The 24617-nt window shown below is 64.1% G+C and carries 30 protein-coding genes and 2 tRNA genes; 20 read left to right on the forward strand and 12 right to left on the reverse strand.

Going from position 1 to position 24617, the window contains the following annotated elements:
* Window positions 1–204: 204 nt before the first annotated feature.
* The 5 genes from CIT39_RS16785 to CIT39_RS16805 all read left to right on the forward strand — a co-directional run bounded on the left by CIT39_RS16785 (window position 205) and on the right by CIT39_RS16805 (window position 3163).
* Entirely contained in the window at window positions 205–966 is a 762-nt protein-coding gene (locus CIT39_RS16785; RefSeq protein WP_162308532.1) for an SIR2 family NAD-dependent protein deacylase, read from the forward strand.
* Window positions 967–1164: 198 nt separating this feature from the next.
* Window positions 1165–1827, forward strand: coding sequence for a cold-shock protein (locus CIT39_RS16790; protein ID WP_162308533.1), 663 nt, complete (start codon window positions 1165–1167; stop codon window positions 1825–1827).
* A 135-nt stretch (window positions 1828–1962) separates the two neighbouring features.
* Window positions 1963–2448, forward strand: coding sequence for a DUF192 domain-containing protein (locus CIT39_RS16795; protein WP_094974252.1), 486 nt, complete (start codon window positions 1963–1965; stop codon window positions 2446–2448).
* Window positions 2449–2510: 62 nt separating this feature from the next.
* Window positions 2511–2587: transfer RNA gene (locus tag CIT39_RS16800), tRNA-Pro, on the forward strand.
* A 201-nt stretch (window positions 2588–2788) separates the two neighbouring features.
* On the forward strand, window positions 2789–3163 hold the full coding sequence (locus tag CIT39_RS16805; protein WP_094974261.1) for a hypothetical protein: 375 nt from the start codon (window positions 2789–2791) through the stop codon (window positions 3161–3163).
* A gap of 88 nt (window positions 3164–3251) precedes the next feature.
* Here the strand turns inward: CIT39_RS16805 and CIT39_RS16810 are convergent, their stop codons facing one another.
* Entirely contained in the window at window positions 3252–3392 is a 141-nt protein-coding gene (locus CIT39_RS16810) for a hypothetical protein (RefSeq protein WP_155526022.1), read from the reverse strand.
* A 429-nt stretch (window positions 3393–3821) separates the two neighbouring features.
* Between CIT39_RS16810 and CIT39_RS16815 the strand changes: the two genes are divergently transcribed.
* Complete coding sequence (locus CIT39_RS16815; protein WP_094974251.1) at window positions 3822–4016, forward strand: hypothetical protein; 195 nt, start codon at window positions 3822–3824, stop codon at window positions 4014–4016.
* 88 nt (window positions 4017–4104) lie between these two features.
* Here the strand turns inward: CIT39_RS16815 and CIT39_RS16820 are convergent, their stop codons facing one another.
* Window positions 4105–4503 carry a translational machinery protein gene (locus CIT39_RS16820; protein ID WP_162308534.1) on the reverse strand — a complete coding sequence of 133 codons (399 nt, stop codon included), beginning with the start codon at window positions 4501–4503 and terminating at the stop codon, window positions 4105–4107.
* Between the two features lie 168 nt (window positions 4504–4671).
* Window positions 4672–5847 (reverse strand): OpgC domain-containing protein, encoded by a 1176-nt coding sequence (locus CIT39_RS16825; RefSeq protein WP_094974249.1) that lies wholly within the window; start codon window positions 5845–5847, stop codon window positions 4672–4674.
* Between the two features lie 253 nt (window positions 5848–6100).
* Here CIT39_RS16825 and CIT39_RS16830 point away from each other — a divergent pair, with 253 nt between their 5' ends.
* From CIT39_RS16830 to CIT39_RS16845, 4 genes are all read left to right on the forward strand, one after another.
* Window positions 6101–6406 (forward strand): ETC complex I subunit, encoded by a 306-nt coding sequence (locus tag CIT39_RS16830; RefSeq protein WP_094974248.1) that lies wholly within the window; start codon window positions 6101–6103, stop codon window positions 6404–6406.
* 103 nt (window positions 6407–6509) lie between these two features.
* Window positions 6510–6740, forward strand: coding sequence for a hypothetical protein (locus tag CIT39_RS16835; protein WP_244607595.1), 231 nt, complete (start codon window positions 6510–6512; stop codon window positions 6738–6740).
* 187 nt (window positions 6741–6927) lie between these two features.
* Complete coding sequence (locus CIT39_RS16840; RefSeq protein ID WP_094974247.1) at window positions 6928–7419, forward strand: Lrp/AsnC family transcriptional regulator; 492 nt, start codon at window positions 6928–6930, stop codon at window positions 7417–7419.
* A gap of 217 nt (window positions 7420–7636) precedes the next feature.
* Entirely contained in the window at window positions 7637–7933 is a 297-nt protein-coding gene (locus CIT39_RS16845) for a DUF3551 domain-containing protein (RefSeq protein ID WP_094974246.1), read from the forward strand.
* 98 nt (window positions 7934–8031) lie between these two features.
* Here CIT39_RS16845 and CIT39_RS16850 read toward each other — a convergent pair whose 3' ends face one another.
* Window positions 8032–9060: an AraC family transcriptional regulator gene (locus CIT39_RS16850; protein WP_094974245.1), complete on the reverse strand. Its 1029-nt coding sequence runs from the start codon at window positions 9058–9060 to the stop codon at window positions 8032–8034.
* Between the two features lie 120 nt (window positions 9061–9180).
* On the opposite strand from CIT39_RS16850, the gene CIT39_RS16855 reads away from it, so the two are divergent.
* From CIT39_RS16855 to CIT39_RS16870, 4 genes are read left to right on the forward strand one after another with little or no spacing between them, the layout of a single operon-like run.
* The gene (locus tag CIT39_RS16855) at window positions 9181–10353 is read left to right on the forward strand and encodes an isovaleryl-CoA dehydrogenase (RefSeq protein ID WP_162308535.1); all 1173 of its coding nucleotides are present in this window, start codon (window positions 9181–9183) and stop codon (window positions 10351–10353) included.
* A gap of 24 nt (window positions 10354–10377) precedes the next feature.
* Entirely contained in the window at window positions 10378–11982 is a 1605-nt protein-coding gene (locus tag CIT39_RS16860; protein WP_094974244.1) for a carboxyl transferase domain-containing protein, read from the forward strand.
* A gap of 4 nt (window positions 11983–11986) precedes the next feature.
* A complete protein-coding gene (locus tag CIT39_RS16865; RefSeq protein WP_162308536.1) occupies window positions 11987–13990 on the forward strand; it encodes an acetyl/propionyl/methylcrotonyl-CoA carboxylase subunit alpha in 2004 nt (667 codons plus the stop codon).
* A gap of 15 nt (window positions 13991–14005) precedes the next feature.
* Window positions 14006–14917: a hydroxymethylglutaryl-CoA lyase gene (locus CIT39_RS16870; protein ID WP_094974242.1), complete on the forward strand. Its 912-nt coding sequence runs from the start codon at window positions 14006–14008 to the stop codon at window positions 14915–14917.
* A gap of 18 nt (window positions 14918–14935) precedes the next feature.
* Here CIT39_RS16870 and CIT39_RS16875 read toward each other — a convergent pair whose 3' ends face one another.
* From CIT39_RS16875 to CIT39_RS16885, 3 genes are read right to left on the reverse strand one after another with little or no spacing between them, the layout of a single operon-like run.
* Window positions 14936–16294: a TRAP transporter large permease gene (locus tag CIT39_RS16875; protein ID WP_094974241.1), complete on the reverse strand. Its 1359-nt coding sequence runs from the start codon at window positions 16292–16294 to the stop codon at window positions 14936–14938.
* The gene (locus CIT39_RS16880) at window positions 16291–16845 is read right to left on the reverse strand and encodes a TRAP transporter small permease (protein WP_094974240.1); all 555 of its coding nucleotides are present in this window, start codon (window positions 16843–16845) and stop codon (window positions 16291–16293) included. The genes CIT39_RS16875 and CIT39_RS16880 overlap by 4 nt, the downstream gene beginning before the upstream one ends.
* Complete coding sequence (locus CIT39_RS16885) at window positions 16842–17864, reverse strand: TRAP transporter substrate-binding protein (RefSeq protein WP_094974239.1); 1023 nt, start codon at window positions 17862–17864, stop codon at window positions 16842–16844. The genes CIT39_RS16880 and CIT39_RS16885 overlap by 4 nt, the downstream gene beginning before the upstream one ends.
* Before the next feature lie 335 nt (window positions 17865–18199).
* On the opposite strand from CIT39_RS16885, the gene CIT39_RS16890 reads away from it, so the two are divergent.
* The gene (locus tag CIT39_RS16890; RefSeq protein ID WP_094974238.1) at window positions 18200–18442 is read left to right on the forward strand and encodes a pentapeptide MXKDX repeat protein; all 243 of its coding nucleotides are present in this window, start codon (window positions 18200–18202) and stop codon (window positions 18440–18442) included.
* A gap of 137 nt (window positions 18443–18579) precedes the next feature.
* Here CIT39_RS16890 and CIT39_RS16895 read toward each other — a convergent pair whose 3' ends face one another.
* The gene (locus CIT39_RS16895) at window positions 18580–18927 is read right to left on the reverse strand and encodes a DUF6481 family protein (protein ID WP_094974237.1); all 348 of its coding nucleotides are present in this window, start codon (window positions 18925–18927) and stop codon (window positions 18580–18582) included.
* A gap of 266 nt (window positions 18928–19193) precedes the next feature.
* Between CIT39_RS16895 and CIT39_RS16900 the strand changes: the two genes are divergently transcribed.
* From CIT39_RS16900 to CIT39_RS16910, 3 genes are all read left to right on the forward strand, one after another.
* On the forward strand, window positions 19194–19430 hold the full coding sequence (locus CIT39_RS16900; RefSeq protein WP_094974236.1) for a hypothetical protein: 237 nt from the start codon (window positions 19194–19196) through the stop codon (window positions 19428–19430).
* A 79-nt stretch (window positions 19431–19509) separates the two neighbouring features.
* Window positions 19510–19752, forward strand: a complete 243-nt coding sequence (locus CIT39_RS16905) for a hypothetical protein (protein WP_094974235.1) — start codon at window positions 19510–19512, stop codon at window positions 19750–19752.
* Window positions 19753–19927: 175 nt separating this feature from the next.
* The gene (locus tag CIT39_RS16910) at window positions 19928–20695 is read left to right on the forward strand and encodes a hypothetical protein (RefSeq protein WP_162308537.1); all 768 of its coding nucleotides are present in this window, start codon (window positions 19928–19930) and stop codon (window positions 20693–20695) included.
* A gap of 344 nt (window positions 20696–21039) precedes the next feature.
* On the opposite strand, the gene CIT39_RS16915 is transcribed toward CIT39_RS16910, so the two are convergent.
* Window positions 21040–21213, reverse strand: coding sequence for a hypothetical protein (locus tag CIT39_RS16915; protein WP_155526023.1), 174 nt, complete (start codon window positions 21211–21213; stop codon window positions 21040–21042).
* Window positions 21214–21905: 692 nt separating this feature from the next.
* On the opposite strand from CIT39_RS16915, the gene CIT39_RS16920 reads away from it, so the two are divergent.
* Entirely contained in the window at window positions 21906–22124 is a 219-nt protein-coding gene (locus tag CIT39_RS16920; RefSeq protein ID WP_094974232.1) for a hypothetical protein, read from the forward strand.
* A 134-nt stretch (window positions 22125–22258) separates the two neighbouring features.
* On the opposite strand, the gene CIT39_RS16925 is transcribed toward CIT39_RS16920, so the two are convergent.
* Window positions 22259–22486 (reverse strand): DUF2171 domain-containing protein, encoded by a 228-nt coding sequence (locus CIT39_RS16925; RefSeq protein WP_018323146.1) that lies wholly within the window; start codon window positions 22484–22486, stop codon window positions 22259–22261.
* Between the two features lie 116 nt (window positions 22487–22602).
* Here CIT39_RS16925 and CIT39_RS16930 point away from each other — a divergent pair, with 116 nt between their 5' ends.
* Window positions 22603–23889, forward strand: coding sequence for a hypothetical protein (locus tag CIT39_RS16930; protein ID WP_094974231.1), 1287 nt, complete (start codon window positions 22603–22605; stop codon window positions 23887–23889).
* A gap of 33 nt (window positions 23890–23922) precedes the next feature.
* On the opposite strand, the gene CIT39_RS16935 is transcribed toward CIT39_RS16930, so the two are convergent.
* Window positions 23923–24150 (reverse strand): hypothetical protein, encoded by a 228-nt coding sequence (locus tag CIT39_RS16935; RefSeq protein ID WP_244607596.1) that lies wholly within the window; start codon window positions 24148–24150, stop codon window positions 23923–23925.
* Window positions 24151–24291: 141 nt separating this feature from the next.
* Window positions 24292–24368 (reverse strand) — tRNA-Arg (locus tag CIT39_RS16940).
* Between the last annotated feature and the right edge of the window lie 249 nt (window positions 24369–24617).

Raw genomic sequence — 24617 nt, forward strand, 5'->3', positions numbered from 1 at the left:
CTGCCGCCGCATCATCTTGAGTCGCATTGACACATCCATTGATGCTCCCGAATGGGGCGTCAATGGGGAGGAGGCATTGCAGGATTGTGATATGCGCGGGTCGGAAAAAATTGCCGAGCGCATCGCGTTAGCTCTTGATAAGAGCGTCAGCAATCTTGTCGCTTGCGCTCGTTGCTGTCAGGCAAAACGAATCGGGAGTTGCGATTGATTGCATCGGATCTTCAGAGCGGCGTTGAACGGCTCGGCGAGATGATCGCCGAGGCGAGGGTCATCGTGCCGTTCACCGGCGCCGGCATTTCGACCGAATGCGGCATTCCCGACTTCCGCTCGCCGGGCGGAATCTGGACGCGCAACCGTCCGATCCCGTTCGACGAGTTTGTCGCGAGCCAGGAGGCGCGGGACGAATCCTGGCGCCGCCGTTTTGCGATGGAGGAGGTGTTCGCTGCGGCGAAGCCCGGCCGCGGCCATCGCGCGCTGGCCTCGCTGTACCGCGCCGGCAAGGTTCCCGCCGTCATCACCCAGAACATCGACAATCTGCACCAGGCCTCCGGCTTCGCCGGCGAGCACGTGATTGAACTCCACGGCAACACCACTTACGCGCGCTGCATCGGATGCGGGCAGGCCTACCCGCTCGATTGGGTGAGGCATCGCTTCGACGGCGATGGCCTCGCGCCCAACTGCACTGCCTGCGACGAACCGGTGAAGACCGCCACGATCTCCTTCGGCCAGATGATGCCCGACGATGAAATGCAGCGCGCGACCGCGCTGTCGCAAGCCTGCGATCTCTTCATCGCGATCGGTTCCTCGCTCGTGGTTTGGCCCGCGGCGGGCTTTCCGATGATGGCGAAGAACGCCGGTGCCCGTCTGGTGATCATCAACCGCGAGCCGACCGAACAGGACGACATTGCCGACCTCGTCATCCACGACGACATCGGCGAAGCGCTCGGGCCCTTTGTCGCCAATTGAGGCGTCAGTTTGATTCGCGGCTGTGCAAGCTGTTCATAGGTTCCGCCGAATCTCTTTTTTGTCTATGCCTCGCAACCGGGAGTGTTATCTTTTGAGTCGAAAGATTCGCGTCGCGTCCAATTGAGAACATTCTCTTAAGACGCGTGATTCGAGCCCCGCCGATGTGGCGGGTTGCATGGCAGTGTGGGGTCCGGGGTTATGGGGTCGTCGGACGGATTTGAGTCCAAGAAGCTCGGGGTTCCCGGGCAGGGAGTCTCGCCCGGGCGGATCGCGCCGGGCGAACACGGCGGTGCCGGTCGCGACAGCGCGCTCAGTCCGTTCAGCGGGTTGGGGGAGGCCAGCGCCAATCTCGTCGAAGTCCACGGCGTCATCAAATGGTTCGACGCCTCCAAAGGCTACGGCTTCATCGTTCCCGACAACGGCTGGCCGGACGTGCTCCTGCACGTTACCGTGCTTAGGCGCGACGGCTTCCAGACCGCTTATGAGGGTGCCCGCATCGTCGTCGAGTGCATCCAGCGCGCCAAAGGTTACCAGGCGTTCCGCGTGGTCTCGATGGACGAGTCGACCGCGATCCATCCGGCGCAGATGCTGCCGCCGCGCACCCATGTCACGGTCACCGCGACCAGCGGGCTGGAACGGGCCCAGGTCAAATGGTTCAACCGGCTGCGCGGCTTCGGCTTCCTGACCTGCGGCGAGGGCACGCCCGACATCTTCGTCCACATGGAGACGCTGCGCCGCTTCGGCATGACCGAGCTCAGGCCCGGTCAATATGTCCTGGTCCGCTTCGGGCCCGGCTCCAAGGGCATGATGGCGGCCGAGATCCATCCCGAGACCGGTTCGCCGGGATTGCAGTCGCACTAAGCGCGACGCATCTCGGGCTCTGGCTTTCATTTCCCGCAATCGTGAGCAAGGGCGCGCTGGCAGGCCGGTGCGGCTCTGGATTTTCCGGCGACTGCCGCGTAAGGACTGGTCCAGTCCCACGCCTCGAGTGCCCCCATGAATCCTGATCGTAAGGCTGTCTGGTCCGCTCTGAAGGGCTGGCTTGCCGCCGTCCTCGTCATCGCCGGCTGTGCGGTTGCCGGCGCGCCCGTCAGCGCCGCCAGCTTCCAGCCGCTCGAGATCGTCACCAAGAACGGCGTGCAGGTGTTCTCGGTGGAGGTGGCGACGACCGAGGAGGAGAAACGGACCGGTCTGATGTACCGCAAGGAGCTGGCGGACGGCAAAGGCATGCTGTTCGACTTCAATCCCGAGCAGGAGGTGTCGATGTGGATGAAGAACACCTATGTCTCGCTGGACATGATCTTCATCGGTGCCGACGGCCGCATCCTGCGCATCGCCGAGAATACCGAGCCGATGTCGACCAAGATCATCTCGTCCCGCGGGCCTGCCCGGGCCGTGCTGGAGGTGGTGGCGGGAACGGCGCAGAAATACGGCATCCGGCCCGGCGACCGCGTCGGCCATCCGCTGTTCGGCAGCAAATAAGACCCGCCGGTCAGCCTTGCTGGCCGCTTTGGAAGCGTGTATCGACGGGCTCGCCGGACATTCGGGGTATAGCGCAGCCTGGTAGCGCGGCAGTTTTGGGTACTGCAGGTCGTTGGTTCGAATCCAGCTGCCCCGACCAGTCCCGGGGTTGAATCCCTTTCATTTTCTTCGAGATTTCGACCCGGGCAGCATGTTGCCCGGCGCGCCACCGCTTGTGCGTCAGGCTCGGAGATCCGGCCGAGGGGCGCAAATCCAGCGCCTGCTTCGACCGCCCGCCGCGTTGAAGGAGAGGGCGCGCGATCGACGCGACGCCCGATATCTGGTCCAGGGCGAGGTCTTCATGTCGATCAGTGCGATTGCTTCGGCCAGTGCAACGGTGACGTCGTCCCCTTCGGCCGCCACGACGCCGGCTTCCACGGCTTCCACGACGTCGGCGGCATCGGCGGCATCGTCGACGTCGGAGACGTCGTCCTCGCAATCGGCGGGCGGCAGCGCGGGATCGGGTGGCGGCGGCTCGGCCAAGACCATTGTCAGCGAGGTCTCCATCACCCTCGACGGGGTCACCACCACGACGATTACCTACTCCGACGGTACCACCGAGGTGCAGACTTCGGCGAGCGCGCAAGACGGTCAGGGCAGTCAGTCGGGACAGACCTACAACGCGCAAGGCGGGCTTCAAGGCAGCGGCCAGACGGCGTCCAGCGCCGGCTTCTGAGGGACCCCGGTCAGAATAACCAAGGCTTCATCGAACCTTTGGCTGTCGCCATAGACATATGTATGTTGGGGATTTCAGCGCCCAATGTCTAAACGGACGCCGCCAAGCGATGATATTCCGCTTGCGCGGCGTTGCGCTTTTCCAGGTCTCGTTTTTTCGTGTCGCTTTTTGGGATCCGGCCGATCAGCTGGAAGCGTACCAGCCGAGCGGGAATGGCAGCAGCGGCCATATCCCGTGGTTGTCGTTGGCGGCTTTCGGCTGTTGCGCTGACGTCCTCGCGATTGGCACAGGAGGTGTCGATGCCAGCGCCAGGCGCAGACGTTCACATTGCAAATTCATTGTGGTCGCCCTGACGAATCGTCTCGAAATTCAACTTACAAAATCGGACGTCAGCTCAATCAATTAGCTACGCGCCCAGATGGCGCGGTCATTCTCAAATCGTGCGTGCATTCTAGGTAATTCGGCGGCGGCTTTCAACCGATCTCGGCTCCAGGCCGGGAGAGGTAAGGTTGACCGGTTAGGTTAAGGACGAGCGGTTGTTGCGGCCGCTTCGGCGATCGTTATCAGATCGATTCCGGCTCGCGATGGGCTGCCTGAACTTCGTGCTCAGACACGGTGACGGTTCGTCGCAGCGCGCGTATCCTGTGAGTTCTGCGTCATGTCCTTAGATCGCAACTTCAAAACCACCGGTCCGCAATCGAGCTGGAGCGAGATCTGGCACCTCTGGACCGTGATCGTGCCCCGCCGCTCGATCAACGGACAGCTCGTGGTCGGCAAGGTCTGGCGCCGCCACGACGGCCGCGACTGGATCTACAAGAAATTCACTGAGTTCGATGGCGAAGAAGCCGCCTGAAGCGCGATGAGCTCGGTATGAGCCATCATGGCGCCCTGGGCTATTGCTGAGGCCGTGCGGCCCCAGCCCGCGTGTCGTTTTCCCCAGCCTATCCCGGCGCCTGCACACGCGGCAGCGGCAGCTTGAAGTGACGTTTCGCATAGGCGACGATTTCGGCGTCCGAGGGATGATCGGCGGCTTCCACCGCGGCAATCCGCTTGGCGATATCGGGTGCGCTCGCGCGAATGTGGCTGGCAAGCTCCGTCTTTGCGCTGGCCGGACCGATGATGAGGATCTCACCGGCATCGGCCAGGGCTTTGGTCACCTCGCCGTAGAACGCCTTGTCAGGGGCGGCATGGCCGCTGCCGATTGCGTTGGCCTTGTGATGAAGGTGACGCGTCGCCAGTTGCGGATGCAACGTGATTTCGTCCGAGCCGCTCAAGCCGAGATGGAAGATCCTGGCCTGCGAATGGTCGATCCATACCACGGCGTGAAAATGAGAGGGCATGTGCTTTTGGCCTTGTCCGAGAGGAGGCCGCCGGTGCGGCAGCGCGTGTCATGACGACACTAGGCCGGCCGCCACCGCCTCTGGTTGACCCAAGTCAACCAGTCTTTGTCAATCGATCTGCGCCGATGGCGATTGAAGGGGGCGCTGCAACCGGCAGGCGTTCCCGGCTCAGGCCGCCTTCGTCGCGGCTGCCGCAGGCTTGGGTGGCGGTGGCTTGAGCGGCTTGTCCTGCTTCTTCGACCACGAAATGTAATAGGCCACCGTCGTCATGATCGCGATGCCGGCGATGCTGACGAAGATCTGTGCGAGCAGCGAGCCGGAGCTCATCGACAGCTCGAAATGGCCGACGAAGGACAGGAACACGCCGACGCAGAACACGGCGAGCGATTGCTGGCCGCAGACGATCAGGGGATCGAACACCTTCCATTCCAGCCCCGGCCATTCCTTGGGCACGAAGCGGATCACCAGGATCACGATCACGACGAAATGCAGGAAGCGGTAGGGCGCGAGGTTGGTCTTGTCGTTCGGGTTGAAGGCCGAGAACAGCCACTCCGGGAACAGCCCGCCCAAGGCCGGGAAGCGGCCGGCCATGGTCATCACCAGCGCGAACAGCATGTAACCGAGGCACAGCCACAGCGTGACCGGCGCATTGATCAAACCCATCGAACGCCGCGCGCCGCCCATCGCACACCAGGCGCCGAACACGAACAGCACCTGCCAGCAATACGGGTTGAAGTACCACTGGCCGGCCGGATAGGCGGTCAAATTCCAGCCGAAATGGCGCGCCGTCAGCCACAGCACGATCGACAGCCCCATCGTCAAATCGGGCTTGCGCAGCATGAACCAGAGCACCGGCGGAAACAGGCCCATCAGCACGATGTAGAGCGGCAGCACGTCGAGATTGAGCGGCTTGAAGCGCAGGAACAAGCCCTGGCGCAGCGTCTCGGTGGCGTTGTCCACGAGGCCGGCGACGTTGAACTCGTTGATCATCTCGCTATCGCCGAAACGCAGCGCCAGATAGCTGATCGAGGCGATATAGATCACGAATAGGATGATGTGGGCGACGTAGAGTTGCCAGACCCGCTTGGTCAACCTGGTGGCGCCGACCAGGAAGCCGCGGTCCAGCATCATCCGGGCATAGACGAACGAGGCGGTATAGCCGGAGATGAACACGAACAGGTCGGCGGCGTCGGAAAAGCCGTAGTTGCGCGTCGTCACCCAGTTCACGACGTTGTCGGGAATGTGGTCGAGGAAGATCGCCCAGTTCGCGACGCCGCGAAACAGGTCGAGCCGGAGGTCACGGCCTTTTTCAGGAAGCGTGGCGTTGATGTTCAGGAAGGCCATGCGACGGAAGCTCTCGAAGGGGACGGATACGCCGAGGTCGGCGAGGTGGTGCCGCCGGGCGGGACCCCGGCGCGGAAGGCGGGTACGCAATTGTCACGGTGCAGCATAATGACTATACCGTCGGGGAGGGTGCCAGGGCCGGAATCACCGATCAGTTCCCGACCGGTGTCTCTATACTATGCCCGCGGTTTCCACCAACTGCCACCGTGACGCACCGAAATCGAACGAAAAGACGAAGAGGCCCGGATCACCCATGACCGCACGCATTTTCAAGCCCGCCAAGAACGCGATGCAATCCGGCCGGTCCAAGACGAAGGAATGGCAGCTCGACTACGAGCCGGAGCAGCCCCGTTCGGTCGAGCCGCTGATGGGCTGGACCTCGTCCGGCGACATGAAGCAGCAGATCACGCTGCACTTCCACAGCAAGGAAGAGGCGGTCGCCTATTGCGAGCGCAAGGGCATCGCCTACCAGGTCATCGAGCCCCAGGATTCGATCCGCCGGCCGGTCGCCTATGCCGATAATTTCTCGTTCCGCCGCGGCGAGCCCTGGACGCATTGAGGGGCTGACCGAGCCAGAGACGCCCCGGTTTCGGTTGACGTGCATCAACTCTACCGCGTGAGGCCGGGCTTATATGGGCCGGCATTTGGCGGAAGGGTCAAAGATGCGGCGCAACTTCACGCTGCCCGAGCTTGAGGTCATGTTGAATGGCCTCGAGGAGGGCGCCATTCACGATCTGCCGCGAGGCGATTACGAGCGCCTGATTGGCGAGAATGATGTAGCCGTTGGGCGTTTGCGCAATTTTGCAAGGGGGCATAACTGCGTCGCCAGCTTTGCGGATGGCACCATAGCTTTCCGGAAGCGCCTTGCGGCGCGCGAAGCCAGCCGCGAATAAGCGCCCTATAGCCAGGCCGCGATTTGCCGGCGCATTCCGGAAGCGCAGCGGTCGGCAGCATCTCTATGCGCGCCTGGTGTCGACAGCTGAGCCGAACTGTTCCGCCGATGTCCTGGAAAGCCCTTGGCGCCAATTCCGCCTCGTGCTTCGCTGCCTCCCGTGACCAGATCAAGGGCGAGGTGGGGGGATGGCCGGGCGGGACCAGCTCGATGGCATCGATCTGAAGATCTTATCCGAGCTGCAGCAGGACGGGCGTATCCGCAACAACGAGCTGGCGCTGCGCGTCGGCGTGTCGGCGCCGAACTGCCTGCGCCGGCTGAAATCGCTGTTCAGCCGCGGCGTGATCCGGGCGGTGCGAGCCGTCATCGACGAGCGGCGGCTCGGGTATGAGGTGGTGTCGTTCGTCTCGATCCAGCTTGGCAGCCAGGCGCAACCGGTGCTCGAGGCGTTCGAGAGCTCGATTGCCGCGATCCCGCGCATCCAGCAGTGCTGGCGGATTTCTGGCGACACCGATTATCTCCTCAAATGCGTGGCGCCGAGCGTCGAGAGCATGCGCCAGCAGCTGCTGCATTTCGCAGCGATGCCTGACGTGAAGAACGTCCGGAGCTTCCCGGTGCTCGGCGTCGCAAAGGACGTGCCGCTGCCGTTGCAGGAGGTCGTCGCGGCGACTGCAGGATAGGGAATCCGAACACTCCCCCGGCGACAACCGAAATATCGGTAATCCGAATTATTATACATTAGTAAGTCACGTAACTGTGACATGTGAACCGGGAAGCCCTGCAATGCGGGGAGCCGTGATTGCCGGTTCTCGTGTGCCGCCTAGATGCGAGGTGCGAACCTCAGCGTGTTGGCATGCCGAGGCCTCCTTTGTGGGACCCTTTAGCAGGAAAGACACCATGACATCGATCTCGAAAACGTTTGTCGCATCCGCTGCGATGCTGTTTGCATCTGCGTTCCTCATCATGGCTGCGCCGGCCGCGCAGGCGGAGGAGTACTGCATCACCAACGGTGCCCAGGCCGCTCACGGCTGCGGCTATCCGACGATGGAAGCCTGCCGGGCCGCGGCCGGCGGCATCGGCGGCATTTGCTCGCAGAGCGCTGGCGCGAAGACCTCGAACGATGCATTGGCCTATCAGCCCAAGCGGTCGCAATCGCGCAAGCTCCGACCGGGTGGGCAGACCAACTCGAACTGACGTTGCAATCTGGACCGGCTCAGGGACGTAGCGGCCTCCGGGATCCATCTCGGGGCCGCCATCCATGATGGACGCGCAAGGTGCCGCTGGCTCGCGCCTCACCGGTAACGGCCGCGAAATTCGCGCGGGCTCGCGCCGGTCCAGCTGCGGAACGCGCGGGAAAAGCTCTTTTCGTTGCGAAAGCCGGAGATCTCCGCGATGCGTTTGATTGGCGTGCGGCCGCGCATCAGCTCCTGTTTTGCCAGTTCGAACTTCGTCTCTTCCTTGAGCTCACGCAGCGAGGTGGCTTCCTCGCGCAGGCGCCGATGCATGGTACGGGTGGAGAGCGCCAGTTCACTTGCGACATCCTCGGCACCGAGGCTGCGTCCACGCGCGCTGCGCAGCACGCGGCGAACACGCTCGACCAGCAGCCGGTCGCGCCGATAGGGCAGCACGGTCAGCCTGAGCGCGCCCTTGAGCATGTTGTCGAGATCGGCGGCGCTGCGCGTCAGCGGCAGCGAGAGATAATGCTTGTCGAAGGTGATCGCTGCGCGGTCCGCGTCGAAGCAGATGCTACGACAAAAGATGGTCGGGTAGACCGAGACGTGGTGAGGCTCGGGATACGGAAACTCCGCGGCGCGCAACGCGATCCTGGAATCGACGGCCCAGCAGGAGAAGCCGAGCACGTAGCGGAGCAGGGTGACCAGGCAGAATTCACGCAGCGGCCCAAGATCGTGCAGCTCCCGGATGGACACCAAAGCGGTCTCCTCGCCGACCTCGAGATCGAGCAGCACGTCCTCGGTGAGCAGGCGATGATGCCGGCACCAGCGCTTGAGCGCCACCTCCAGCGTCGGCGCCGTGATCGAGGCGCGGCACAGCATGCCGTAGGTGCCGAAGGGCAGGCGGCGCGAAAACCAGCCGAGCGCCTCGTCGTCCAGCTCGCGCATGGCATGGCCCGCCAGGGCCTCGAACTGGGCGGCGGTTACCCGCCCATCCGGAGAATTGACGAGGTCTGGCGCGACCTGCCCCCGCTGCAACGCCTCGGCCGGATCCCGCCCGTATCGCGCATAGGCGGCAACCACGCCCCGGACGAAGGCGGCCGGGGTGACGGCACGGCGCGGGATTGCGGTTGCGGCTTGAAAAGGCATTGCGAACCTTTGGGAACTCCGGGAAAATCCTCGCCAAGTTTGGCGGGAAATGCAACCTTTTCGACCGCAAGAGGGCTCTGACCCCGCTAGGTTCGGTCCCCAAAATACGGAGGAATCGCCTTGAACATCCCGAGCATCGATTTCGATCTGGGCGAAGACATCAGCCTGCTGCGCGACACGCTGCGCGCCTTCGTGGAGGCGGAGATCACGCCGCGGGCGGCCGAGATCGAAAAGGCCAATCTGTTCCCGGCGGACCTCTGGAAGCGCCTCGGCGATCTCGGCCTGCTCGGCATGACCGCGCCGGAGCAATATGGCGGCTCGAACATGGGCTATCTCGCCCACATCGTCGCCATGGAGGAGGTTTCGCGCGGCTCTGCGGCCGTCGGCCTGTCTTACGGGGCCCATTCCAACCTCTGCGTCAACCAGATCCGCCGCAACGGCAACGACGCGCAACGCCAGCGCTATCTGCCGAAGCTGATCTCCGGCGATTATGTCGGCGCACTCGCGATGTCGGAGCCGGGTGCCGGCTCCGACGTTGTCTCGATGAAGCTGCGCGCCGACAAGCGCGGCGATCGCTACGTGCTCAATGGCTCGAAGATGTGGATCACCAATGGCGGCGACGCCGACGTGCTCGTCGTCTACGCCAAGACCGATCCGGCGGCCGGTCCGCGCGGCATGACCGCTTTCCTGATCGAGAAGGGTTTCAAGGGGTTTACCCACGGCCAACATCTCGACAAGCTCGGCATGCGCGGCTCCAACACCTATCCGTTGTTCTTCGACGAGTGCGAGGTGCCGGAGGAGAACGTGCTCGGCAAGGTGGGCGAGGGCGTCAAGGTGCTGATGTCCGGCCTCGACTATGAGCGCACGGTGCTGTCGGGCGGCCCGCTCGGCATCATGGCGGCCTGCATGGACGCGGTCGTGCCCTACATGCACGAGCGGAAGCAGTTCGGCCAGCCGATCGGCGATTTCCAGCTGATGCAGGGCAAGCTCGCCGACATGTACGCGACCTGGCAAGCCACGCGCGCTTACGTCTATGCGGTGGGCCGCGCCTGCGACCGCGCCGACCACGCCCGCAGCTTGCGCAAAGACGCAGCGGCTGCGATCCTCTATTCCGCGGAGAAGGCAACGTGGATGGCGGGCGAGGCGATCCAGGCGCTTGGCGGCGTCGGCTATACCAGCGAATTCCCTGTGGGCCGCCTGTGGCGCGACGCGAAACTGTACGAGATCGGCGCGGGGACGTCCGAAGTTCGCCGCATGCTGATCGGCCGCGAACTGATGTCCGAGACGGCTTAAAACCTTCACCTCATTGGAACCAACATGCCGCTCCATTCCAGCATCGATCCGTCTTCGTCAGACTTTGCGCGTAACTCCGAGGCCATGCGCTCGCTTGTCGCGGACTTGCGTGAAAAGCTCAGTCAGGTCGCCGGCGGCGGCGGCGAGGTCTCGCGCAACCGCCACACCTCGCGCGGCAAGATGCTGGCGCGCCAGCGGGTCGATCTCCTGGTCGATCCCGGTACCTCGTTCCTGGAGCTGTCGCCGCTGGCGGCTTACGGCCTCTATGGTGGTGACGTGCATTCGGCCAGCGTCGTGACGGGGGTAGGGCGCGTTGCCGGTCGCGAATGCGTGATCGTCGCCAACGATGCCACCATCAAGGGCGGCACCTATTACCCCATGACCGTGAAAAAGCATCTGCGCGCGCAGGACGTGGCGCGGCAGAACAATCTTCCTTGCGTCTACATGGTCGATTCCGGCGGCGCCTTCCTGCCGCTGCAGGACGAGATATTTCCGGACGAGCGGCATTTCGGCCGCATCTTCTACAACCAGGCGCAGATGTCCTCTCAGGGCATTCCGCAGGTCGCGATCGTGATGGGCTCATGCACAGCCGGCGGCGCCTATGTCCCGGCGATGTCGGATGAGAGCATCATCGTGCGCAACCAGGGCACCATCTTCCTCGGCGGCCCGCCGCTGGTAAAGGCCGCGACCGGCGAGGTCGTCAGCGCGGAAGAGCTCGGCGGCGCCGACGTGCATTCGCGGCAGTCGGGCGTCACGGACCATTACGCCCAGAACGATGCCCATGCGATCGGCATCGCCCGGCGCATCGTCGGCACGCTGAAGCCTTCGATGCGGCCGAACCTCAACATGCACAAGCCGCGCGATCCGCTGTACGCGGCGGAGGAGATCTACGGCGTGGTGCCGGTCGACGGCCGCAAGCCGTTCGACGTGCGCGACATCATCGCCCGCGTCGTGGACGGCTCCGAGTTCGACGAATTCAAAAAGCTTTACGGCACGACTCTGGTGTGCGGCTTCGCCCACATCTGGGGCTATCCGGTCGGTATCATCGCCAACAACGGCATCCTGTTCAGCGAGAGCTCGCTGAAGGGCGCTCATTTCATCGAGCTGTGCTGCCAGCGCGGCATTCCCCTGGTGTTCCTGCAGAACATCACCGGCTTCATGGTCGGCAAGAAATACGAGGCGGGCGGCATTGCGCGCGACGGCGCCAAGCTGGTCACGGCGGTCGCGACCGCCTCGGTGCCGAAATTCACCGTGGTGATCGGCGGCTCCTACGGTGCCGGCAATTACGGCATGTGCGGCCGGGCTTATTCGCCGCGCTTTCTCTGGATGTGGCCGAACGCGCGCATCTCGGTGATGGGCGGCGAACAGGCCTCGATGGTGCTGAGCCAGGTCCGCCGCGACAATATCGAGGCCAAGGGCGATCACTGGTCGAAGGAAGACGAAGACAAATTCCGCGAGCCGATCCGCGCGCAATATGAGAGCCAGGGGCATCCTTATTACGCCACCGCGCGGCTGTGGGACGACGGCGTGATCGACCCCGCCGACACGCGCCTCGTGCTCGGCCTTGGCCTCTCGGCGGCGTCGAATGCGCCGATTGAGCCCACGAAATTCGGCCTGTTCAGGATGTGATGCGATGGACCGATCAAAGCTCTACCGGCGTTTTCGCACCCTCCTGATCGCCAACCGCGGCGAGATCGCGTGCCGTGTCATCCGCACCGCCCGCGCCATGGGCCTGCGCACCGTCGCGGTCTATTCCGAGGCCGACCGCGACGCGATGCATGTCGCGCTCGCGGATGAAGCCGTGCTGCTCGGGCCCGCACGGGCCCGCGACAGCTACCTCAACGTCGAGCGGCTGATCGGGGCCGCCCGCAAGACCGGCGCCGAGGCCGTGCATCCCGGCTATGGCTTCCTGTCGGAGAACGCCGAGTTCGCGCAGGCCTGCTACGATGCTGGGCTCGTGTTCGTCGGCCCGACCGCCGGGATGATGAATGCGATGGGCTCCAAGTCCGGCTCGAAAGCGCTGATGGAGAAAGCGGGCGTGCCGCTGGTACCCGGCTATCACGGCGAGGCCCAGGACGACGCGACGCTGGCGAAGGCGGCCGACAAGGTCGGCTTCCCCATCCTGGTGAAGGCCTCCGCCGGCGGCGGCGGTCGCGGCATGCGCATCGTGCGCTCGGCCGACGAGCTTGCGGCAGCGATCGTCAGCGCCAAGCGCGAGGCCAAGGCCGCGTTCGGCGACGACCGCATGCTGATCGAGAAATATGTCGACAACCCCCGGCATATCGAGGTGCAGATCGTCGGCGACAGCCACGGCAATCTGCTGTCGCTGTTCGAGCGCGAATGCACGTTGCAGCGCCGCCATCAGAAGGTGATCGAGGAGGCGCCGTCGCCGACGCTCAACGCTGCCCAGCGCGAGACTGTCTGCGCCGCCGCGCGAAAGGCGGCGGGCGCCGTGAACTATGTCGGCGCCGGCACCATCGAGTTCGTCTCCGACGGCAAGGACGTATTCTTCATCGAGATGAACACCCGTCTCCAGGTCGAACACCCCGTGACCGAGTTGATCACGGGGATCGATCTGGTCGAATGGCAATTGCGCGTCGCCTTCGGCGAGCCGCTGCCGCTGAAGCAGGACGAGATTCGGCTCAACGGCCACGCCGTCGAGGCGCGCGTCTATGCCGAGAACCCGACCAAGAATTTCATGCCGTCGGTCGGCAGGATTTCGACCTGGCGCTTGCCGGCGGAAGGCGGGGGCTTGCGCATCGATGCCGGCTATCGCGAGGGTGATAGTGTCTCGCCGTATTACGACGCCATGCTCGCAAAGATGATCGCGTGGGCGCCGACGCGGGATGTCGCGATCGAACGGTTGAACCGGGGGCTGGAAGAGTCCGACGTTCGCGGCATCGTCACCAACATCCCGTTCCTGTCGGCGCTGATGACGCATCCGAAGGTGCGGACCAATGCGATCGACACCGGTTTCATCGAGCGCGAACTGGCCGTGCTGACACAGGCGGCGCCGGTGCCGGGCGAGCTCGAGCTCTGCGCGGCGGTGGCTGCTGTCATCAACGACGAGCAGCGGGCCGCTCAAAGCGAGGCGAATTCGCCATGGCAGACCTTCGGCTGGCAGCCGGTCGGCCGCCGGCAACGCAGCTTCGCCTTTCGCGTCGGGCACGGGCCGGAGCAGAAGGTCGTGCTGAACTACGGCAGCGGACCGTCGACGCTGGTCATCGGCGAGCGCGAATTGGCGTTCGCGACCGTAGCCAAGGACGGCGGCTTCGACCTGACGCTTGACGGCGTCAAATCGTCGGTCGCCGCGGTCATCACCGGCCACGAGCTTTACTTGCGCACGCGTAACGGCCGCTTCGACCTGCACTGGGTCGACCCGTTCGGCGGCGAGACCGAAGAGCAGACCGGCGAGGACAAGATCGCAGCGCCGCTGCCGGGCACCGTCGTCGCCGTGCTGGCCGAGGAGGGGGCGAAGCTCGACAAGGGCGCGCCCATCCTGACGCTGGAAGTGATGAAGATGGAGCAGACACTGCGCGCGCCCTATGCCGGCGTGCTGAAGTCCATCAAGTGCAAGGTCGGCGACATCGTGCAGGAGGGCGTCGAACTCGCGGTGGTCGAGCCTTCGGAAGAATGACTTGGGGAGAGTGAGATGAGCGACGAGGTTCGCATCATCGAAATGGGGCCGCGCGACGGGCTCCAGAACGAGAAGATTCCGGTCAGCGTCGAGGCCCGCATCGACTTTGTCGAGGCGCTGGTCGCAGCCGGCCTGACGACCGTCGAGGTCGGCGCCTTCGTCTCGCCCAAGGCGATCCCGCAAATGGCGAGCTCGGATGCCGTGCTGCGCGGCGTCGCCCATTTGACGGGCGCCGAGTTCCACGTGCTGGTGCCGAACGAGAAGGGCTATGATGCCGCGCGCGCCGCTGGCGCGAAAGTGGTCTCGGTGTTCGCCGCGGCCTCCGAGGGGTTTTCGCGCGCCAACATCAACTGCACGGTCGCGGAATCCATCGACCGGTTCAAGCCGGTGCTGGCACGTGCCAAGGCGGACGGCGTGCCGGTGCGCGGCTATATCTCCTGCGTGCTGGGCTGCCCGTTCGACGGCGAGATCAAGCCGAAGGCCGTCGCCGATCTCGCCAATACGCTGTGGGATCTCGGCTGCTACGAGGTTTCGCTCGGCGACACCATCGGCGTCGGCACGCCAACCAAGGCCAAGGAGATGCTGCGCGCGGTTGCCGCCAACGTACCCGCAGCCAGGCTCGCAATGCATTTCCACGACACCTACGGGCAGGCGCTGGCCAACCTCTATGCCGGCCTGGAGGAGGGCGTGAGCGTCATCGATGCCGCCGCCGGCGGCCTCGGCGGCTGTCCCTACGCCCCCGGCGCGACCGGCAATGTCGCGACCGAGGACGTCGTCTACATGCTCGAGGGCATGGGCGTCAGGACCGGGGTCGACATGGAGAAGCTGCTTGCGGCCACGAACGGGATGAGCGGTGTGCTGGGCAAGGCGCCCGTGAGCCGGGTGGCGTCCGCGCTGAATGCGAAGAAGAAGCAGGCTGTTTCCTAACTCTCCGTCATTGCACCGTCACCTGCTCCCGTCTGGCCCCATCACCAGATCGGGCAGCCCGGTCGAGATCTCCGGCACGAAACACAGCAGCAGCACCGCGAGCATCATCAGCAGCACGAACGGGAGCGTGCCCCAGATCACCTCGCGCAGGGGAATGTCCGGTGCGACGTTGCGGATGACGAAGATGTTGAGGCCGACCGGGGGATGGATCAGTCCCATCTCCATCACGATGGTCATGACCACGCCGAACCAGATGATGTCGAAATTGGCGGCACGTAACGGAGGCAGGATGATCGGCGCCGTCATCAGGATGATCGAGACCGGCGGAAGGAAGAAGCCGAGCACGACCACCATGACGAGGATCGCGAACAGCAGCTCCCAGCGCGGCAGGTGCATCGCGACGATGGATTCGGCGACCGACTGCGAGATGTGCAGATAGCTCATCACGTAGGAATAAAGCAGCGACATGCCGATGATCATCATCAGCATGGTCGATTCCCGGATCGTCGACTTCATGATCGGCGCGAGGTCGCTCGGCCGCCAAACGCTGTAGATCGCCGCGATCAGCGCCAGTGCAAGCAGGCCGCCGAGCCCGGCGGTCTCTGACGGGGTGGCGTAGCCGCCATAGAGCGCGATCATGACGCCGGTGAGCAGCAGCACGAACGGGATCACGCGCGGCAGCACGCTGAAGCGTTCGGCGAGCGTGTATTCGTCGCGGGCGAGGATCGCCGCTTCCGGGCCGCCGTTTTTGTAGATGGCTTCAGCGGCGGCATATTCCCGGCGGAAGCGGAACACCGCGTAGGCGCCGAACAGCGAGACCAGCAGCAGGCCCGGCCCGATGCCGGCGAGGAACAGCCGTCCGAGCGATTTTTCCGCCGCGACCGCGAACAGGATCATGGTGATCGAAGGCGGCAGCAGAATGCCGAGCGTGCCGCCGGCGGCGATGATGCCGGCCGCGAAGCCGCCGGAATAGCCGCGCTTGCGCATCTCGGGGATGCCGGCCGAGCCGATCGCCGAGCAGGTCGCGGGCGAAGAGCCCGCCATCGCCGCGAACAGCGCACAGGCGAACACGTTGGCGACGCCGAGGCCGCCGGGCACGCGGTGCAGCCAGGCATGCAGAGCCGAATAGAGATCCTGGCCCGCGCGCGACTTGCCGATCGCCGCGCCCTTCAGGATGAAGAGCGGGATCGACAACAGCGTGATCGAGGCCATCTCCTCGTAGACGTTCTGCGTCACCGTATCGAGGGACGCTGTGGGCATGTAAATGCCCATGAACACGATCGCGACCGCACCGAGCGCGAACGCGATCGGCATGCCCGAGAACATTACGAGCAGCGTCGCAACGCCGTAGGCAACGCCGATACCGAACACGCTCATGAACGCTTGGCTCCGGTGAAGGGCAGCGCAAGCTGCACGAGGATCTGGATGCAGAGCAGGCTCATTCCGAGCGCCATTAGCGAATAGGGGATGGCGAGCGGCGGCGACCACATCGAGTTCGATACCTGGCCGTCGACATAGGCCTCATGGGCCAGCGTCCAGGATTTCCAGGTGAAGAAGGCGCAGAACAGGAACGTGACGGCATCGACCAGCCAGAGCCGGATCTTGTTCGCCAGCGGCGACAAGAGGCCGACAAAGGCCTCGATGCCGATATGGCCGCGGTTCTGCTGCACATAGGCGGCGGTCATGAAGGTCGCGCCGACGAGCAGGAACACGGCGGCCTCGTCCTGCCAGTAATTGGCGGCCTTGAACAGGGCACGGCTAAGGACGCTGTAGCTCAGGATGGCGCAGGCCGCGACCAGCGCGATCGCGGCGAACACGACGATGATGTTGTTGAGGATGGCGAGACCGCGATCGATCGCCGCCGCAGGGCCTGTCCTTGCGGCAGCGTTCGCGTGTACGTCACGATCCGAAATCGGACCGTGGCTCATGCCGCGACGTCGATCGCGAGCTTGAGCAGGTTTGCGGCGGTCGCGGTCTTGGCGCTGTAGTCCTTCCAGGCGGTGTCGCGGGCGATGTCGCGCCACTTGCCGACGGTCGCGGCATCGAGCGCCGAGACCTTGGCGCCGGCCTTCTCGTAGACCTTGGCGACCTCGACGTCGTCGTCTTGCGCGCCCTTGCGGCCGAAGGCTTCGAGCTCGGTGCCGACCGCGAGCAGGATGTCCTGCTGATTCTTCGGCAGCTTGTCGAAGATCGCCTTCGACATCATCAGCGGCTCGAGCATGAACCAGTAGGATGCGCCGGCCCCTGAGGTCAGCGACTTCGCGACCTCTTCCAGTCGGAACGAGATCAGGCTGGTGGAGGAGGTGATGCCGGCATCGCAGGCGCCGGTCTGCATTGCCGCATAGATCTCGTTCGAGGGCACCGACAGCACCGATGCGCCGGCGGTCTGCAGCACCATGTCCATCTCGCGCGAGCCGCCGCGAACCTTGAGGCCCTTGGCGTCTTCCGGCGCGACGATCGGCCTGGAGCGGCTGGCGACGCCGCCGGCCTGCCAAACCCAGGTGAGCAGGATGATGCCCTTGTCGGCGAGGAAGTCGGTCAGCGCCTTGCCGACCGGCTCCTTTTTCCAGCGCAGGCCCTGGTCGTAGGTGGTCACGAGGCCGGGCATCAGACCGATATTGGTCTCCGGCAGCTCGCCGCCGGCGTAGGGCATCGGATAGAGGCTGATGTCGAGCGCGCCCTTGCGCATCGCGGAGAACTGCGCGTTGGTCTTGATCAGCGAAGAGTTCGGATAGATCTCGGCGGCGATGTCGCCGTTGCTGCGCTTGGCGACCTCGGCAGCGAACATGCGGCAGAGCCGGTCCCGGAAATCACCCTTGTCTATCGTGCCGCCCGGGAATTGATGCGAGATCTTCAGCGTGGTCGCGGCATGCGCGGTGCCGATGCCGAAGCGGAGGATGGCGGGTGCAGTGACGGCGGTCGCGAGCAGATGGCGGCGCGTGAGCATGGTGTAATCCCCTTGAGCGTTTCTTCGAACGGTTCTTGTTGGCGTGATGTGGGCAGGTCATGTGACCGGTGCGTAGGCCCATCCTAGCCGGTCTTTCACCCGATATTCTCTCATCTGATAGTTCGAGACCGATTGCCGGGGCAAGGAGTGGTCGTGCTGCGCTGCAGCACTTGGGCCGTTCGCAATCAGTGCGGCTCGCGCGGACGTGATTGCGATGAACGGCGGCGCCTCCAGAAATTTATCGGCGAGGCCGTAACAACGCAGGGCTTCAATCCGTCGAGACTGAATAGCGGCGTCCGTCGCTGACAAACTCCATCCTGAAGGGAATTTCGCTCATGACCATTCGTACCCGCATCGTGCTCGGCGTCTCCGCTGCCGCCCTCTCGCTCGGTCTCGCGCTCGCACCGGCCGCCTTTGCCCAGGACAAGATGGGCAAGGATGACGGCATGATGAAAAAGGACACCATGGCCAAGGACGGCATGAAGAAGGACACCATGTCCAAGGACGACGGCATGAAGAAGGATACGATGTCGAAGGACGGGATGAAGAAAGACGACGGGATGATGAAGAAGCACTGATCTTCGGTCCTCGTCACGGGTGTTTACGCAAAGCCAAACACGCGCTTGAAACAACCGGAACGGCAAAATTCCGGGGCGGTCACGTGGGCCGCCCCGCAATCATGTGTCAGCTCAAATTCAAACGTTAGTTGCGGATGTTACTTGCGCTTCGCCTTGCGCGCGGCGTAACGGGCGTCTCGCCTTGCCTTCTGCTCGGCCTCGGCTTCAGCCGCCTTTGCGAGGGCTTCTTCGGCTTCGCGGGCGATCCGTGCGGCCTCGAGCGCGGCAGCTTCTTCTGCAAGGCGCTTCTGCTCGGCCTTTTCCGCCTCGCGCGCAGCCTTTGCCTCGGCACGCTTGGCCGCGAGGGCCTCGCGCTCGGCACGCTTCGCCACAACCGCTGGATCATCCGGTCCCGGCTGCGACTTGAATTTGTTCAAAAGGTTTTTGCGTGCTTCCTGTGCCGCCTTTTGTCGGTCGGAGAAGCCTGGTTCCCTAAATCCACTCATCGACGAGCCTTGTCTTCCTCGCTTCCGATCCTACATCACTGCGGTTGGTACGTCGGCTGGGCATAGCAGGCGCCACGCGACGCAGAAGCGTTTACATCGCCGCGCGTCGCGACGCCACCCATAATCGCAGCCGATCAGGTAGACGAAAAATCGCTCCCCCGACGATCTCTCGTAGCCCCGAAAAACTGCCGAATTGTGATGTCCCTCATAAGGGGCACGCGGAGCGGCGCCTAGCGTTCGCCCGCTACGGAACGCGGAGCACGGGCATGACGATCTCCAGACTGAGCCTGAAGGCGCTCGCAATCGCCGTCGCGGTGGCAGCAATGGCCGGCACGGTGCTGCTGCTCGCCCGTCCGCAGCCGATCGAAAGTACCGTCCTGGGGGCCGACTGGGAATGCACCCAGACCGCGCTCGTGCTCACCACCTGTGCACCGCGGCTCCAGCAGGCGATCCCCGCGGTCGAAACCTCGCGCAAGGATGCGATCCGGGCGACCCGGGGCTGAACCTGACGATCTGGGCTGATCGGGATGTGACGGGACGTCGCAGAGGTGGTAAGCCGGCTCGCCCGCGCGGTAGGTAGCCATGCCCACGTTTAAGCCCGAGTCCAAGCTCGAGTCCAAGCCCGAACAGGGCGAGAAGGCGAAATCCCGGCCGAAGCCTCAATCCGGTGATAGCCGCCGCGGCGCGGTCGCCGGCTTGATCATCGCGATCCTGATCCTCGGTGTCGGCTGGTGGCTCGCGCGGGACCTTACCGCGGCCAGCAAGATGCAGGACTGCCTGATGTCCGGGCGACGCAATTGCAACGTGATCGAGCCGGCCCGCTAGAAGCGCTCCACCACGGCCCGTCGAGCCGAAAAAATGCCGTGATCTTAATCATTTGTAACGCGACTTAGCCGACCAAGCGGGGCAGCTATATCAGCCGGCATCAAGCCAAGCGCGATTCGAATCGTCTGTTGCGCCAGGCACCACGGCAATCGAGAAAGTAGGGGGTCAAGCACGCATGAGTGCGTCCAGCCGCATGAAGATCATCATTCCCTTGGTTTCGGCCATGTCGTTGCTCGCGCTTTCGGCGCAGGCCCAGGACGCCAGGCCACCGAGGGACGCCGGCCAGCCTCCGGCCCGCCCGGGCGCAGGGGCACCGCCTCCGGACAGTCAGAACATCCGCAAGAGCCCGCCGCAGCAGGCGGCCCGGCCCGCGCCGCGGCCCGGTGGCCAGCCCCATGCGGGTCCCGGTCCGCACGGCGCCGGCGGTCCGCCGCCGGGACGTTATGTCGCCCGCGGTCCCGCTCCGACGCGCGACTGGGGCGGACATGCCTATCGTGGCAATCGCTCCTGGGACGGCGGGCGCTGGCGCCACGAAGTCCACAACGGCCGCTCCGGCTGGTGGTGGGACGTTGGCGGTGTCTGGTATTATTATCCGCAACGGATGGCTGGTCCGCCCGGCTACATCTCTGAAGAGTATTACGACGACGTGCCGGTGGCCTATGCCCCGCCGCCGCCTCCGGTCGCCTATGCACCGCCACCTCCGCCGCCGGCCGATCCCGGCGCGAGCGCGCTGGGCGGCGCCATCGTCGGCGGCGTGCTGGGTGGACTGATCTCGGGCAACGCGACCGGGGCTGCCGCGGGCGCGGTTCTCGGCGGCGCGACCGGAGCCATCGCCGGTGCCACCGCCGCATCCCAGCCGGGCTACTACTGGTCACAAGGCAATTGCTACTACCGCTATCCGGACGGGCAGTACGTGCCGACCGATCCGCGGGCGTGCCGCTAAGGCACTGCTCGCATCCTGAGCTGAAAGAGGCGGGCGAATTGCCCGCCTCTTTTTATTCTGGTGCTGTCAACCGATTGTCTGGATGCGTATCTCGGGGCGGCGTTCGGCGGCGCACAACAACTGCCTGAAAAAAGCACTGGCTCCCGGCGCCGCTTCACGCGATTCTCAAAAGAAAAAAGTTGGGAAAGCGATTCGCGGGGACGTGGGACATGCTGGATGCAATCCAGATCAGCTTGGCGCTTTGGGCCATGATCGTTTGCGGCGGGATCAAGCTGGGGCAGGTGGTGCACTGCCTGTTCTAAAGCGGTGCGAGCCCTGCCGCCAACGCGGCGGATCGCGCGGCGTCACACCAGCCAGTTGAAGAACGCAATCGCGCCCCAGACGAGGCCGGTGATCCAGGCCAGCATCACGATGCCGATGGTCCCGAGATAGGCGATACCGAGCAGGTCGGTCCTTTGTCGTTGCGTCGGGACGTTGGCCGGAGCTGCTGCGTCTTGCGTCATGACGGGAAATACCATCGATGCCTCCACGTGCTGCCGGGAGCGTCGAAACACGGTTTAACCGAGATACAGGTCGCAGACTGTGACCCAATTCACAGATCTCCTGGAAGAAGCCCAGCCGAATGGCTTCGCAATCGGCGCATGCGCATAGCGAGGCAATCGTGCCGGCGCGATTGCCGCAGTCCGGCAGACGCGGACGTTACCCCGCAATCATACGGACGAAATTGCCATGTGCTTGTCCAGATGGCCGGCTAGAGTTCGGTCTCATGTGTATCAAGTACGACCCACAGCACGAAGCGGAGGCCGCAATGAAGCGGGCCGCAGCATCGGAAGGCGCCGACCGGCAGCGGCTGATCCAATTGGCCCTGGCCTGGCACGAACTGGCCCGCGATCGTCGCGATGAGCGGGCGGACTGAGGGCATTCGCAGGGGATTGTCGCGTCAACGATGCGGGCCGAGATCGGGTCAGACGGTTGATCTCGATGAGAAAGCCCCGTGCTTGGGGGACAAGCACGGGGCCCTTCAAAGCCGACCGGGGCAGGGAGGTCGGCACCACCTGATTTCATGCCATCCAACGTGCCGGTCGTGATCTCGTTCCGAGCCGCTGCGCATTTTGTTGTGCCGTGCTCGACAGGCCTGGCGTTGCGCGGGGCGGCTCGGCTTGCTCCCGCTCGAACAGGAACCTCCGTTCCTCGCGGACGTTGGCCGTCCATGACCGACCCCGAGTTACGCGCACAGTCCTTCGACATCGCCTGGAAATATCTGGACCGATCCGGCTTGCTCACAGGCGAGCGCGAGGACTCCGCTCGCTTCATCCTGAACCGGATCGACAGGTTGATGCTGCGAGGGGAGCGGCGCAGGCTGCTGTTGTCGAACGCCGCGATCGACGCCTACCGCTTGCGACCGATGCTCGTGTCGATGGCTACGTGACCGATCCGATCCGATCCGACGAAACGCAACGTTAAGACATCGGCAGCGCCGATTTTGCGATTACGATGCGTGCTTTTGGAACGAAGCGGAGTCGGATCGTGAACAAACAAGAGGCCCCCGAAGGGGCTCAATGCTCAGGCGGCTTCCGTCTTCGGGACCGCATCGGCATTCATTGAAAGCTTGACGACATCGCCTTCGACGGCGCCGACATATTTCGTGTCGATGTAATGATGATGGTCCTTGTGACCTTCCGGGCTGTCCTTCCGCGTCAGCTTGATGCGGTTGCCCTCGACGCGGTCGACTGTGCCGACATGTGCGCCGTCCTTGCCGATGATTTTCATGTGCTCTCTGATCTCAGACATGATGTCCTCCTTGCACCGTCTCAACGGCCAGGATCGACGTTCGTTGCAGCGGGCGCGCGTTGGACCCAAGGCGATCTCCACGCGTTGACGTCCTCTCGGATCTGCCCAAGACGCGCATGGAGACCATTCAGGCCTATCTCGAACGGAAGCACAGGGAACTCAGGCTGTTGAACGACTGCCTGACAAAACCGCTGGATCTGGCGCCTCCGCGATCAGTCGACGAGGTCGTCGGGTCCAAATTCCAGATCACTGCGGCGCTCAGGGCAGAGCACGAGCTGCAGGCGTGGAAGGCAACGGAAACTGCCTGGTCGCACGCCGCCGATCCCGTCAGCGGGCCCTTCGAATTCCATTACGATTACCAGCGGGCCGATCTCACGGTGCGCGGTCCTTCCTTCTATGAGTTCGATGGCGGCTGCATAAGCGCGGCGGTCTATACGGCCTCAGGCATGGCTGCGATCTCCGCCGTGCTGCTCGCCTCCGCGCAAATCGTCGAGAAGGCTGATTTGCTGGTGCTTCCCGGCTCCTATGGCGAGACGCTGGAGCTGATCCGGGGCCTTGTTCCTCATCTGCGGCTCGTGGCTTTGAGTCTGCCGCTGGGCGATGCGTTCGCTTCGGCGAACTCGCCGAAGATTCTGTTACTGGATTCCTGCTCCCTCGCCGGTGCTTTCGAGGCGGCGGTCCGAAGCGACGGCTCTGGTCTCGATTTCGTGCTGTTCGATACGACATGCTTCGCGGGCAGCTCGGGCCGGATCCGGCGTGTCCTGAGCTGGGCCTGGCGCTGCGGCATTCCGTTGGTACTGGTGCGAAGCCACAACAAGCTCGACTCGCTCGGGGCTGAATATGGCCGCCTCGGCTCGGCGGTTTTCGTGCAGGGGAATGATGACCGGCAGCGGGCAGGGCGGCCTGAATGGAGACGTCTTGAAGCCGAAACCCGCAACGCGGTGCGACTGCTCGGCGGCGCGGCCTTGCCGGCGCATTTCCCGCCCTTTGTCGGCAGCGCGGCCTACCGGGACCTCACGAAGCGGCGTGTCGCGGCGATCCTGCGCAACGGCCGAAGCACGGCCCGCTATTTTGCAGCAAGGCTCCCGGCGCTCTCGGCGGAACTCCACTTCGCCCATGGTCTCTACGTCACCTTGCGAGGCAGTCGCCCTCTCGACGAGGCGAGCGCGCGGCAGGCCGCTGAGGACATGAGCAACGAACTGCGTGCCGAGGGCCTCCCGATTCGTCATGCCGGCAGCTTCGGTTTCGACTTTGCCGCGACCGAATGGTTTCACGACGCGACCACGGACCAGTACAGCGTCCGCGTGGCGGTATCCGACCTGCCGACGCAGGTGTGGGACGATCTCACCGCGGCCATTGCGCGGTGGTGGCAGGTTCGTCAATCGAGAGGTGGCGGAGGATGAATATCGTCGCTTGCGCGACAGAGGACGCCTCGATCAGTCGATCGCCAGGCAATGCTCCAGGGCAGGCTTTTCGTCGTTGTCGCGGCTGGGACGCGCCCACTCCTGAACGGCGAAGGAAAGCTGATGCTCGCCCATGGCGGCGCCAATGATCGATGCTTGAGCCACCTTGATAGGCCTCGTGACCACGCTGGTGTTCACAACGCCTGCGTCAATTGCCAGATACGACATCGCGACGATTGCCACCGCAGATGCGATGGCCATTCTCGTCCATTCGGCTGGAAGCATCGGAGTCCTTAACCGGGCGCAATTCGCCCGGCGCATACATAGGACTGATCGGCGCCGATCAAAGGCCGGCGTATGGTTACCCACGCGTTCGTGAAGGGCGGTGGATTAGAATGGGGCTGGCGATCCCGGCAGGAATCGAACCTGCAACCCTCAGAGTAGAAATCTGATGCTCTATCCAGTTGAGCTACGGGACCGTCTTGAGCCGCCCCAGAGGCGAGGCTGGCTGTTCATCTACCATGCCAAATATGAAAAATATCGTCTTTCGCCAAGTCTGAACCGAACCGTTTTGCTCAGAGCCGCGACAAAGCGAGACGGTGGCATGTCAGGGTGCCGGGTTGAGCGGCAGCGGACTGGACGATGGATTACATCGCCGGGAACGCTGGCCAGCTTCCGGGATGTGGCTGCCGGTCGACGGGTCGGGTATTGCTGCGCCATCAGGACGG

It is taken from the genome of Bradyrhizobium symbiodeficiens (assembly GCF_002266465.3).
Classification (GTDB): domain Bacteria; phylum Pseudomonadota; class Alphaproteobacteria; order Rhizobiales; family Xanthobacteraceae; genus Bradyrhizobium; species Bradyrhizobium symbiodeficiens.